Origin of the sequence: Terriglobus albidus, from assembly GCF_008000815.1 — a bacterium.
GTDB lineage: Bacteria > Acidobacteriota > Terriglobia > Terriglobales > Acidobacteriaceae > Terriglobus > Terriglobus albidus_A.
The window spans coordinates 2,310,546-2,322,792 of sequence record NZ_CP042806.1; the positions used below are offsets into that span (position 1 = coordinate 2,310,546).

General features: G+C 54.9%; 9 protein-coding genes. 6 read left to right on the forward strand and 3 right to left on the reverse strand.

Annotated features, from left to right (window positions below):
• Positions 1–62 precede the first annotated feature (62 nt).
• From FTW19_RS09345 to FTW19_RS09355, 3 genes are all read right to left on the reverse strand, one after another.
• On the reverse strand, positions 63–1,076 hold the full coding sequence (locus FTW19_RS09345; RefSeq protein ID WP_147647370.1) for a tyrosine-type recombinase/integrase: 1,014 nt from the start codon (positions 1,074–1,076) through the stop codon (positions 63–65).
• Between the two features lie 483 nt (positions 1,077–1,559).
• On the reverse strand, positions 1,560–4,115 hold the full coding sequence (locus FTW19_RS09350; RefSeq protein WP_147647371.1) for a polynucleotide kinase-phosphatase: 2,556 nt from the start codon (positions 4,113–4,115) through the stop codon (positions 1,560–1,562).
• Positions 4,112–5,521 (reverse strand): 3' terminal RNA ribose 2'-O-methyltransferase Hen1, encoded by a 1,410-nt coding sequence (locus FTW19_RS09355; RefSeq protein ID WP_147647372.1) that lies wholly within the window; start codon positions 5,519–5,521, stop codon positions 4,112–4,114. The genes FTW19_RS09350 and FTW19_RS09355 overlap by 4 nt, the downstream gene beginning before the upstream one ends.
• A 399-nt stretch (positions 5,522–5,920) precedes the next feature.
• Here FTW19_RS09355 and FTW19_RS09360 point away from each other — a divergent pair, with 399 nt between their 5' ends.
• The 6 genes from FTW19_RS09360 to FTW19_RS09385 all read left to right on the forward strand — a co-directional run bounded on the left by FTW19_RS09360 (position 5,921) and on the right by FTW19_RS09385 (position 12,134).
• Positions 5,921–6,325: a plasmid mobilization protein gene (locus tag FTW19_RS09360; protein WP_147647373.1), complete on the forward strand. Its 405-nt coding sequence runs from the start codon at positions 5,921–5,923 to the stop codon at positions 6,323–6,325.
• A 15-nt stretch (positions 6,326–6,340) separates the two neighbouring features.
• Positions 6,341–7,189, forward strand: coding sequence for a hypothetical protein (locus tag FTW19_RS09365; RefSeq protein ID WP_147647374.1), 849 nt, complete (start codon positions 6,341–6,343; stop codon positions 7,187–7,189).
• Between the two features lie 315 nt (positions 7,190–7,504).
• On the forward strand, positions 7,505–10,270 hold the full coding sequence (mobF, locus tag FTW19_RS09370) for a MobF family relaxase (protein WP_147647375.1): 2,766 nt from the start codon (positions 7,505–7,507) through the stop codon (positions 10,268–10,270).
• 28 nt (positions 10,271–10,298) lie between these two features.
• Complete coding sequence (locus tag FTW19_RS26435) at positions 10,299–10,541, forward strand: helix-turn-helix domain-containing protein (protein WP_187143391.1); 243 nt, start codon at positions 10,299–10,301, stop codon at positions 10,539–10,541.
• 100 nt (positions 10,542–10,641) lie between these two features.
• The gene (locus FTW19_RS09380; RefSeq protein ID WP_147647377.1) at positions 10,642–11,256 is read left to right on the forward strand and encodes a type IV toxin-antitoxin system AbiEi family antitoxin domain-containing protein; all 615 of its coding nucleotides are present in this window, start codon (positions 10,642–10,644) and stop codon (positions 11,254–11,256) included.
• A complete protein-coding gene (locus FTW19_RS09385) occupies positions 11,253–12,134 on the forward strand; it encodes a nucleotidyl transferase AbiEii/AbiGii toxin family protein (protein ID WP_147647378.1) in 882 nt (293 codons plus the stop codon). The genes FTW19_RS09380 and FTW19_RS09385 overlap by 4 nt, the downstream gene beginning before the upstream one ends.
• Positions 12,135–12,247 lie beyond the last annotated feature (113 nt).

Consider the following 12,247-nt stretch of genomic DNA (forward strand, 5'->3'; position numbering starts at 1 on the left):
CTGTTACGGCAGCGATCCAACAAGCTAAACGGAATACTAATCACAAGTGCCCATTTCGTCACTTACAATTCCTGTTCAATCACGGACGAAATGCGATCGATGACCGAAAGGCGATGCTCGGGGGATAGGTGACTATAGCGGGCTGACATAGTTATCGTCTTATGCCCGGCGAGTTCTTGGATTTCTTTGATGGAAGCGCCAGCCATTGCAAGCCATGAACAGAATGTGTGTCGGTTGGAGTGCCAAACGTAACCTTCGATGTCGGCCTCTGTGAGGCATGGGACGAACCAGGAACGCGTGTCGAAGCGGGCACCTTGCCTCAGAAAGATGGGATCTGTAGCCTTCTGTCCTTTACGGCGGAGGCTCTCGAACGCAGCGACTGAGTCTGCATTTAGATAAACGGTACGGGCGGAGCCATTCTTCGTCTTGATGAGATCGATAGTGCGGCGGTCCAGATGGATTTGTCCCCACGTCAACGAATATTGCTCCGAGAGCCGCATGCCTGTAGTTACGGAGATGATGAACTCGGCCAGGTGCTCCGGATGGTTTGTTTGAATCACCTTGTAAAGGTTGTCATACTCTTCGCGAGTCAGGAAGCGAAGACGACCGACTCCTTCACGACGGTGACGAACCTGACGTGCGGGATTTATGGTGGTTTTGTTGTTGTGAACACCCTCGCGATAGCAAAGCGAGATAAAGGCTTTGTACCGGTTTGCGGTGGCGGGCGTTTTGCAGTGAGAGCGAAGCCAGCGATCAAGCTCCTGTGGTGTAATCTCTCCGGCGGGCCGCGAGCCGAACACCTTGCGGACGATTTCGCCTTTGCTGATGTAGCTGCGACGATCCTTGTGATCGGCTACGAACTCCAGGGCATCGTCGATCAGTTCGGAAAAACGCAATACCTTGCTGTCTCGCAATTCCGGCAGTTTTCGACCGGCAGTCGCATCGGCCTTGCGGCTCTGGTACAGCTTAATGGCATCTGACTTGCGACCGACCTTTTCGCGATGTCGTTTCCCAGACGCGTAGTAGTGAATCCACCATACACCGCTGCCTTCCGGCTTTTCGTATACTCCGCGCATTGACTACTCCTGATGGCTGTTCCGTCGGATATAGAATATCAGTCTATCCGCTGCAACAGCCACTCACACTCGGGCAACCATGTAAATCTGCCACGCAACGGCAGATTTGCACGGTTAAACCGAGTCATACTCTCCTAAGGCATCCTCCAATCCTTTATTTCGACCTTGCGAGATCAAGCGCACCAGCACGCACAAACAAAGAAGGCTAAGGCCATCTAAGGGCGCTGCCCTCGCGCGGCGCAAGGGCTTCCCCAATCTTCCGCGCTTCGCTTGTGCAGACCTTCGCTGCGCTTCGCCCTTTCCGTTCCGCCGTTGGCTCCGCTGCAAGGGTGGGGGAGACCCCTCCCTTGCGCCTTGCTACCCCGCCTTCGCCAGGGGGCGTTCGGCATGTAGGTACATGCCACGCATGGCATGAAAAGCAACCGCAACTGCTCCAAAGTTACTCGCCAGTACCTAGTGAGTGCGAGGACGGAATATCTGTTTTTAGAGCCTTGGGTCGATTGGTTCACTTTCCAGAGCCAAAACTCCGAAAACGCATTCATGGGTGAGACGTAAGGGCTCCTTGCGAACAAATCGCTCCAGCGCCTCAATACCAAGTGCAAACTCTCGGCTTGCGAGAGACCGCTTGGCTCCGACATTCCGAGAACGCAGCCGTTCAAGATTTCCGGGGAGGAGATACTCCGGGCCATAGATGATGCGGAGGTATTCTGCACCTCTGCACTTTATCGCCGGCTGGGTAATTCCACGCTTGCCTTCTGCAATGAAGTTGAGCGGCTTGACGACCATTCCTTCTCGTCCTTGAGCCGTCATCTTCGTCCACCAAGCAACTGCGTCCGCAACGCTTGCCTCATCTTGAAGGTCGACGATCTTGAATGGGGTTGCGAATAATATCTCGGTATCCGCGCTGCAGAGCTTGGCGATCATCTCCATGTGCCAGGTGTGCGGCTTGTCCGTGTGGACTGCGCCTTCGCTTGCCAAGAGATGAAACGGAGCAAGTTTGAGATCGGCTAACGAATTTACCGGCCAGCAGTATTGCCTGTAGGCCGTGGTGTAATGCTCGACAGCGTTGAGCCGTTCAGTAGTCTGCGCAGAGAGCGATTCCAGGCCGGGGACGCGCAGCATAGCTTTTGCGATGAGATCTTTCTCAGCTTGCAATGCACGGACGCCAGCGTTGCCGACAGGCGCATACTGCTTCTGGAGCAACTCCTGTGCCTTTGCGGACCAGGGCATCAGCTCGCAATCAAAGCAAAGCCAATCGGTCCCGAGTTCATCCCAAAGCCCCGACTTCTCAACCGCCAATTGCAGACGAACGAGGAACCGACGTTCCAATGCTTCATCTGTGAAGAATCGACGACCGGTTCGTGTGTAAACCGTTCCGAGTGACGCTTGTACAACACCGAAACGCTTCTGAGATACGGCCTCATCTTTGCAGAGGACAACGACAGCTCGAGAGCCCATGTGTTTCTGTTCGCAGACAACAGTTGTGATGCCCTCTTTGCGGTAAAAGGCGAATGCCTCGTCGGGATGTTCGAGCAGGTTCTCGTGCTTGCTCGTCTCGGTGGGTGACATCGTCGGAGGAAGATAGATGAGCCACTTGGGGTCACTCGCGAACCGGCTCATGACTTCAAGCGCGGAGATAGCGTTCTCTTCTCGAATCGTGATCTTCGGCTTCAACCGTGTGTCGATGAGGCGTTTACCGACTACATCGGCAAGGTCAAGCACATCGTCTTGTGCATGTTGCAAATTCCGTATAGCCTCCGTCTTTTCAGGCAGGAATGGACGGGCAGGTTCGTAGTACGTCTGGTGCGGTTTGACGGACACGATTTCCCGCTCGGGATAACGCAGGGCTGTGAGTTGCCCGCCAAAGACGCAGCCGGTATCGAGGTTGATCGTATTGTTCAGGAAGAGCGGCTCGGGCACGGGCGTGTGTCCATAGACGACTAGAGCTTTACCGCGATAGTCCGCAGCCCAGTTGTAGCGAACGGGCAAACCGAACTCGTCCGTCTCTCCCGTAGTCTCTCCGAAGAGGGCAAACTCACGCACCGCTCCTGACCCTCGACCGTGCATGGATTCCTTCAGGCCAGCGTGGGCGACGACCAGTTTCCCGTCGTCAAAGACATAGTGACTGACAAGGCCATCGAGAAACTTGGCGACTTCGGCGCGGAACTCATTTGACTCCTCGCCGAGTTGTTCCATCGTTTCTGCAAGACCGTGCGTGCGCTTCACGTCCCGGCCTCGCAGAGCTCTCACGAGCTTCATATCGTGATTACCGGGAACGCAGAATGCTTGGCCGGATTGCACCATGCTTGAGACGAGGCGAAGAACCTGCACCGTTCCTGGGCCACGATCAACAAGATCGCCTACAAAAACCAGTTTGCGGTCACCGGAGGACGAAACCGAATAAACACCATCGGTTTGATTCACCGTGTAGCCGAGCTGCGCCATAAGCTCGACAAGCTCATCAAAGCACCCATGAACGTCTCCGATGATGTCGAAGGGGCCGTGCTCGGTCTTCTTGTTATTCCAGAGTGGGTGACGTTCGATGGTTACGGCATCCACTTCCTCGGGGCTTGAAAGCTTGAAGACGTGACGGATGCCTTCGCGTTCCAGTCCGCGCAGAGAACGGCGGAGTTGCTGCGACTGGTTGCGAATGACGTGCGGCCCGAACTGCCGGTCAGGACGAAGCACATTGCGGTCCTGGCACACGCGCTCCGAAAGGTCAAAGACAATCGCCTCTGCAAAGAGATGAAACTCCTTTGCCAGCGCGATCAGAGACTTTCGTGCCTCTGGCTGGACATTGGTTGCATCGACTACCGTGAGGTGGCCCCGAGCGAGCCGCTTGCGAACAATCTCATGCAGTAGATCGAAAGCATCTCCGGTGGCAGACTGATCGTTTTCGTTGTCAGAAACGAGCGCGCGGCAGAAGTCGGAGGACACAACCTCGGTGGGCAGGAAGTGCTTACGCGCGAACGAAGACTTGCCAGAGCCCGAGGGCCCAACCAGGAGGACAAGCGACAATTCCGGAATGCTGATTTTCATGCCGCCACCTCCTTCTGAGTAAAGACTGCCATCTGCGTTGGGGCGCCTTTTTCCATATCGACTGGCCCTACCGGCTCGAATCGAACTCCATAGCCGAACCGCTCTGCAACTCCACTTGCCCAGCCTTCAAACTCAGCTCGTTTCCACTCGAAACGGTGGTCGCCATGACGGAATTCGCCTGCCGGAAGCGTCTCAAAGATCGTGTTGTACTCTGCGTTCGGAGTGGTCAAAACGACGTGCGTCGGTCGAGCAAATTCGAAGACGATGCGCTCGAAAGTCGCCAGTCGCGGCGCATCCAGATGCTCTATGACTTCCACAATGGCGGCTGCTTCAAACCCGTTCAGCCGCTGGTCCTGGTAGGTTAGCGATCCTTGGATCAGCTCGATTCGACCGCGTTGGCGTTCCGGTAGTTCGTCGAGTCGCAAGCGCTCCTTCGCGATCTCCAGCGAACGCCAGGAGACATCCATGCCGAGGATCGTGTCAAACTGCTTTTCCGATAGAAGCAACTTCAATAGCTTGCCTTCGCCGCAACCGAGATCGACAACGCGCTTCGCCCCTGTATCCCGGATGACTGAAAGCACCGTTTGCAGGCGCTGATCGTGCAGGGAAGGTGTGCGTTCCGTCACAGGCGACTCCGCCGAGGGTATCTCGTCTACCTCATCGCTTGGTGTGTCCTCTGCCAATAAGCGGCTCAACGCTTCTCGCGTAAGACTTCGCTGGCGCTTCAGGTAGCGCGAGACAATGAGGTCTTTCTCTGGATGAGTACCAAGCCAGCCCTCGCCACGCTTCAGTAGCTTTTCGATCTCGTCGTTAGCGACCCAGTAGTGCTTTTCATTGTCGAGAACTGGAATCAGCACATAGAGGTGGGTGAGAAGATCTTGCAGCCGCACTGTACCGGCGATAGTGAGCCCGACATAGGGGGACGCCCCCCACTCCGGGAACTTGTCGTCAAGCTGTGATCCCTTCAATTCGACGGCATAGCCAAGCGGCTCAAAGAGACGCCTGACCAACTCCTCACCACCCCGAACCGCAATGACAGGCAGATGTGCCGTCAACGGAATTGGTACCTCCGCAAGTTCAGGGCGATCCTTGCTCCGACCGCTCATCGCCGTGCTGAAGATCCGCCCCATCGCGACGCTCAGGAATGAGTTCGCAGCGTAGGGACGGTCGTTCACATACTGCTCCAACTGACCGCCTTCACCGGAAGGTCCCCGTCCGCGAACGAGAGCGACGGGATCAATCTCGACCAGCAGAGCTGCTGTGCAGAATTCGACAGACGCAGCGGGATAAAAGACATAAGCCTTTCCAAACGAAAGCGCCTCCGTCTGGAGACGTGACGGATTCTTATGCAGCAAATAACCGAGGTCGGTGGCCGGGTGATGGGTCGTGGAAATCGTGAGGAGCATCTGGTTAGTTTAGTGGATGGACCGTGGCCGCCTTCTACGATGGCCAGCGGTCTCACGGTGGCAATCTGCATCGCATCATCTGATAAATCGCTATTTGCCTTTTGAGCTGTGCTTGGAGCAATCGTCCGTTTGTCGTCAAAAGAGGTTGCGCTGCTGCGCAGCGGGTGTAGAGCTGACACGTCATCCCCAAATGGGTGCTGTGGAGCTCCGCCGGGGCACAGTCCGTTAACTTCTTTTCCCTGCAACGGATTACCTTTTCGTGTTCACGGACGTAAACATGCGGTTCTGTTGCTGTCTACACGTGCTATTTGCCCTATCAAGGGCGTAGTTATAGAAACTACGTCGACTCGAAACGCATCCAAGCGGACACCAGAGAAGTCTTAATAGGTGGTATTGTTCATGGCCTCTCCTGATACCAAACCGCAGCAAGTCGCAGAGCCAGCTTCGGGCAATCCGGCAGCGAGTGACGCTTCTCGGGTGAAATCCATCGCAACCAGGCTCACAGAAGCAGAGCTTGGCGAGGTTGAAGCGGCGGCCTTTAAGGCTGGGAAAAAGGTATCCGAATGGCTGCGCGACACTGCTCTTGCCAATGTCCGCGCTCCACAAGAGACACAGACTGATGCTCTTCTATTGGCGGAGATTATAGGGATGCGGGACCTCATGCTGAACCTATTTGCCCAGGCATCGAAAGGGCCATTGAGCAAAGAAGACATGCGCAAGATTTCTGCTTATGCAGACTCTATTAAGGAACAAAAGGCTCGCGAATTGCTGTCCCAAAAACAGTCGCGAACCGCCACCAAATAAGAGGAGAAAAGCATCATGCAATGGCCGGATCTTCGCAGGGCATTTCCGTGGAGAACAGGACTGCTGATGTGCTCGATTCCAACGCTGGCATTGGCCGCGCTCCTGGCATGGTTTCGGGGGGAATTGCCGCCGCTCGAAGGCTACTATTTGATGGCCTATTGGGAGAGTTCTAAGAGTGCTGAACGTCCTGAAAATACCACTCAAATCGAGTGGCTTTATAAGGCGGCTCCGGGACGGCAAAGCGAACCCGTAAATCGGCAGGATGTCGATTCAAAGGGATCGGGATTTCCTCCGATTGGACTGTCATCTTCAGCCCGCGAGCGAGGCTGGACTCAACTGGTCAAGATGCCTGTCCAAGGATGGAAGTCATTCGAGCTGGCGACCTTCCTGCAAGAGGATTTCTACGGCAACCGCACCTTCCGGGAAGTGATCGTCGAACCGCTCTTCACTATCTGCGTTATACCGTTCCTTGTCCTCTATGTCGTGGTCATTATGAGGCAGGAGTTAACTGCGGAATGGAGACGGCTTTATGAAGAGGTTTATGGAGATGAGTTCGCCCCCGATTGGAGTGCTCCTTGGTGGAAGTTTCGAGAGCAGATTCAAGAGGGGGAGAAGCGTCTCTTTGCCTGGGCAAAAGGAAGTCTTTCGAGACCCCAATTGAAGCCCGGAGAACAACCCCTTGCGGCCACCAATCACAGACCATCTCACGCTGAACGTGACATGCCTTCGAGAGATGAAAAGTCGGTTGCTCCAGTAGCCTTTCCTGCGAAGCCAAGGCGCCATATGATCTTTCCGGGCGCAACAGCTATTCGCAACGGTGACGCACTCCCTAAGCCGTGGGATAAATCGCAGTGGATTGATTAGCTTCGCGGCCCTCAAAGCACTCCATTGCGACCTTCCATATTCTCTGACATTCGAGCTTCAGAGATACCTTCATTGACCTTGTTTGTGTCTATGCATTCGTGTGCTTCTTCGTCTACTAGAAGAGGTCACGTTAGCCTAGTTATATGCGATGAATTAGACGTTCAATAGCTGTTTCATTCAATATCCATGCTGGTATTCGCAACTATCGCGCCGAAAATATTTCTTGAAATTAGGCTCTACATTTCCATATTTGGAGTTACGCTATGCAGCAAGCAGTTGCGAGATTCTGCAGTTCACGTGTTGAGGCTTCTACGCATGTTGACTCTTTCCAAAGCGTTGTCGGCCAACCAAGCCCGTACATACCATGCGCGAGAGTTCACGTCAGAGAAGCAGAACTACTGGAGCCGTGATCGCCGGGGACACAGTGAGTGGCAAGGAGGGCTTGCGCGTGAATGGGGTCTGCATGGCTCCGTCGCCGATGAGCAATTTGCGCGGTTAAGCGAAGGCCAGCATCCAGTGAGCGCCGCGCAGCTCGTCAAGCATCAACCGGCGAGAACCTATGAGAACGAGTACGGCAAGCAGATCACGAGCGCAGAACATCGCGCAGGTTGGGATGCAACCTTCTCTGCGCCGAAGTCCGTATCGGTGACGGCTCTTGTTGGTGGTGATGACCGTGTGCGTGATGCACATCGTGAAAGCGTTCGCGTTGCGCTGCATGAATTGGAACATTACACGCAGGCTCGCATCGGCAATGTTCGTGCGCCTGAGACAACTGGCAAGTTTGTCGCGGCAACTTTCGAGCATGACACTGCACGGCCTGTTGACGGATATGCAGCTCCCCAGCTTCATACCCATGCTGTGATCTTCAACATCACAGAGCGCGAGAATGGCCAGACCCGCGCGTTGCAGGAGCGCAGTCTCTTTCAGTCACAGCACTATGCGACAAGTGTGTATCGCTCAGAGCTTGCCATGCGGCTACAAGGACTTGGTTACGAGATCGAGCGTGGTCAACATGGGCAGCCAGAAATCAAGGGGTACTCACAGGAGTATCTGGAAGCATCGAGCCCACGGCGCGCACAGATCAAAGAACATCTTCAAGAGATAGGCCGCGACGGTGCAGGAGCCGCGCAAGTTGCGGCCCATCGGACAAGAGACAGCAAGGACATTCTTTCGCGTGAAGAGGTGCTGGAACGGCATCGTGAGCTTGCGGCGAAGTTTGGCAATCAGCCCGATCATGTCGTAGCCCAGGTGCAGAAGCGCGAGCACAAGGTCGAGCAGCAGCCCGAGAAAGCAGTACAGCAGTCGATGACGTACTCGCGGAATCACGTATTCGAGCGGTCGGCTGTGCAGGATGAGCGCAGCATCTTGCAGGCTGCAATGGATCGCAGCATGGGCCAAGCGACGTACAGCCAAGTTCGGCAAGAGTTCGAGCAACGTGTACAACATGGCGAGTTCCGTTTGGTAGAGCGCTCAGACGGAAGAGCAGCACCGCAGTACACGACAGCCGAGATGGTGCGGTTGGAGCGGGAGATCATCGGCCTTGTGCGGAAGGGCAATGAGAGCCGATACGAGAGCTCCATGTTGGTGTCGCCAGTTCTGCGAATCCGCATTGAGGACGCGCATCCAGAGTTGAGCAAGTCTCAACTTGCCGCAGTAGATGACATTTTCCTGACTCGCGAAAAGATTGTTGGGCTCGATGGCGTAGCAGGGGCGGGTAAGACGACCACGCTGTCAGTCATTCGTGAAGGTGTCGAAGCACAGGGCTACCGTGTCGAAGGATTCGCACCAACAAGCCGAGCCGCACAGAAGCTCGCAGAGGCCGGCATGATGACATCGACGCTTCAGCATCATTTAGTCAAAGGCGAACGTCCCAATACTGGAGGGAAGCGCCTTTACGTGCTGGATGAGTCCTCTCTTGCGTCCACACGGCAGATGCACGAGTTCCTTTCACGTCTTCATCGGAATGATCGCGTGTTGCTGGTTGGTGATGTGCGTCAGCATGAAGGTGTAGAGGCTGGTCGTCCTTTCGCGCAGCTTCAAGAAGCCGGGATGCACACGGTAAAGCTGGATGAGATTCTGCGACAGCTTGATCCAGAGTTGAAAGAGGCGGTTGAGATGCTGGCGCGCGGTCATGTCGCAGCAGCAATTGAAAGTCTCGACATCCAGGGCCGAGTGCATGAAGTGATCGGGCGTGATGCGCGAATATCCTCGATAGCACGTGAGTATGCAGCTTCGCCGGAAAACACGCTTGTTGTGTCACCGGATAATCGCTCCCGTGCTGAGATCAATACCGCGATTCATCGGGAGCTACAGAAGCAAGACATCGTTAGCAAACGGGAACATACGATGCAAGTACTTGTCCCGCGGCAGGAGCTGACCGGCGCGGATCGCAGTTGGGCACAGCAGTATCAGCCCAATGACGTACTGCATTATTCGCGGACATCGAAGGAGACCGGCATCGGGAAAGGAGAGTATGCCCGTGTTCTTACCGTGAACGGCCAGGAGAATCTGCTTAGGGTTCTGCGCGGCAACGGTGAGCAGACGACCTACGATCCGCGCCGTCAGATGGGCGTCTCTGTATATCGAGCTGATGAGAAGGCGTTTTCCGTTGGTGATCGCATTCAATTCACGGCACCCAATCAAGAGCTGAAGATTGCCAACCGGGAGCTCGCCAGTATTGAGAACATTGGCACGAACGGTTCGGTGCGCTTGAAACTTGATAGCGGACGCAATGTTGAAGTCCGGGTGCATGGCTTCCCGCACATCGACCACGGCTACGCTGTCACGAGCCATTCGAGCCAAGGACAGACCGCAGAGCGTGTTCTGATTCATGCCGATACTGAGCTAGGAGCTAAGGATTTACTGAATCACCGCATGGCCTATGTATCCGTCTCGCGCGGGCAGTGGGACGCGCAGATATTTACAAATGACCGCGACAAGTTAGTGCAGGCGTTAAGCCACGATGTTTCGCACAAGAGCGTGCTCGAGCCAGGACAGGCAATCTCCGGAACGCCCCAGAGGATAGGTCCCGCCTCAGAGCATGTACTGGAGCGGAGTATGGGATACGGATTGGGTTTGTAGGAAACGAGTTCTTATAGGGGAACGGACCATGCAGCCATTCAACACTACGCAGAAGAAGCCACCAACGCGAGCCACAATTCCAGCCGAAGAGAAGTTACTTGTCAGCAGAGGAGAGGCGGCACAGCTCCTCTCGATCAGCCAGCGTGGGCTCGATTACCTGATAGCAAATCGTAGACTTCCGACTCGAAGAATCGGTGGAAGGGTTTTGATTCCTGTGGCAGATTTGCGAAAGTATGCGCGCGGGGATCATCCTGAAAGTATTGTGGCGTGAGCGTTTCGCGTAGGTAACGAGTTGAAGTGTGCCGAGATGAGATGTAGGCCACTCGAAAAGCGGAGGCACAATCCCTCAAATTAGTTGTAGTATTGTGCGTATGGCTCAAGTTCGTCAGGAAGCGTCGCAGCGTCTGTTCGATCTTGCCGAACAGCAACAGGGCTACTTCACCACGAAGCAGGCTAAGGCGGCAGGATTTGCAGAAAACACGCATCCTTACCACGTTCAGGTTGGGAATTGGATTCGTGAGCATCGCGGCATTTATCGGCTCGCTCGATTTCCTGCGACGGATCGGCCAGACCTTGCCCTTTGGTCGCTTTGGTCAAAGAACCGGAAAGAAGAGGTCGAAGGGGTTTATAGCCATCAAACGGCAATCAGTCTCCACGAACTGTCTGATCTCAATCCGGCCAAACTCCATATGACCGTTCCTCCCAACTTCAGGCGTAATAGCGAGATTCCCGGCGTTCTCATACTCCATCACAGCCATCTTGCAGAAAGCGATATCCAGAGTGGCCCTGGGTATAGATACACGCGGCCTCTGCAAACGGTTGTTGACCTCATTGAAGACGGGACAGTAGAGAAGAACTTCATTCGTCAGGCGGCGAGGCAAGCGGTTGATCGGGGACTGATTACTCGTCAGCAGATTCAAAAAGCAACGATGAGTGAGCCTGCACGCGAGTTCATCGAAGAAGCAATCTCACGAGCTGCCAAATGACAGAACCGAAAAAGTACACAACCGCTGGAGCCTTTCGGAGAGCCCTTGAAGAACGCTTGAAGAAGACATCGCAGACGGAGCAAACCGACATCAACCGTCTCAGACGGCAGGTGTCATTCGATCGTTTGCTGGCGCGGTTGTTTCACGATGGCTCGGCGCCGTGGGTATTGAAGGGCGGCTACGCCCTGGAACTTCGCTTTAAGATGGCACGATCTACCGTGGACATCGACCTGACTATGGGGCGAGTAAACGATGGAACCGATGGCAGCGATATAAATCAGGTTGTCCGGGAGATGCTTCAAACAGCGGCCAGTCTCCCGCTGGGAGATTGGTTCGAGTTCACGATTGGTTCTCCCATGACGGACATAACGGCTGCTCCTTATGGAGGAGCGCGTTATCCGGTCGAAGTTCGTATGGATGGAAGAATCTTCGCAAAGTTCCACCTCGACGCAGGCATCGGAGATATTGTCATACATCCGGTGGAGATCATCGAAACGCGAGATTGGCTCGCATTCGCTGGAGTCGAACGGTCGCAGGTGCTGTTGATTGCCCGCGAACAACAGTTCGCCGAAAAGATTCACGCATACACGCTGCCGCGCAACACTCCCAACAGCCGTGTGAAAGACCTGGTGGATATGGCGCTCCTGATCGGCGATAACACATTGGACCGGCAGAAGATTCTCAACGCGCTGCGGCTAACATTTGAGCGCCGCGAAACGCATCCCTTGCCAGAAACGCTGGATGCCCCGCCACCTGAATGGACGACGCCGTTTCAAACCCTCGCGAAGGAGTGCGGATTGCCACCAGACCTTACCGCCGTATTTGAGCGCGTGCGCAATTTTTTTGAAGAAGTCTTTGCCAGCCAGAGAGCATCCTGATTGGGTGGATTCTCTGTTTCCCCAACCGCAATCCTGCTTGCTATGATTGCGACGCGGGCCGTGGTGGCTTCTAGTAGCGACCACCAGAATAGCCACCCAGCGACAGAACAGCC

Bases quoted from the DNA above. Each gene is read 5' to 3' on its own strand.
- FTW19_RS09385 (WP_147647378.1), top strand. From the start codon at position 11,253: ATGACAGAACCGAAAAAGTACACAACCGCTGGAGCCTTTCGGAGAGCC.
- FTW19_RS09365 (WP_147647374.1), top strand. From the start codon at position 6,341: ATGCAATGGCCGGATCTTCGCAGGGCATTTCCGTGGAGAACAGGACTG.
- FTW19_RS26435 (WP_187143391.1), top strand. From the start codon at position 10,299: ATGCAGCCATTCAACACTACGCAGAAGAAGCCACCAACGCGAGCCACA.
- FTW19_RS09380 (WP_147647377.1), top strand. From the start codon at position 10,642: ATGGCTCAAGTTCGTCAGGAAGCGTCGCAGCGTCTGTTCGATCTTGCC.
- mobF (WP_147647375.1), top strand. From the start codon at position 7,505: ATGTTGACTCTTTCCAAAGCGTTGTCGGCCAACCAAGCCCGTACATAC.
- FTW19_RS09355 (WP_147647372.1), bottom strand. From the start codon at position 5,521: ATGCTCCTCACGATTTCCACGACCCATCACCCGGCCACCGACCTCGGT.
- FTW19_RS09360 (WP_147647373.1), top strand. From the start codon at position 5,921: ATGGCCTCTCCTGATACCAAACCGCAGCAAGTCGCAGAGCCAGCTTCG.
- FTW19_RS09345 (WP_147647370.1), bottom strand. From the start codon at position 1,076: ATGCGCGGAGTATACGAAAAGCCGGAAGGCAGCGGTGTATGGTGGATT.
- FTW19_RS09350 (WP_147647371.1), bottom strand. From the start codon at position 4,115: ATGAAAATCAGCATTCCGGAATTGTCGCTTGTCCTCCTGGTTGGGCCC.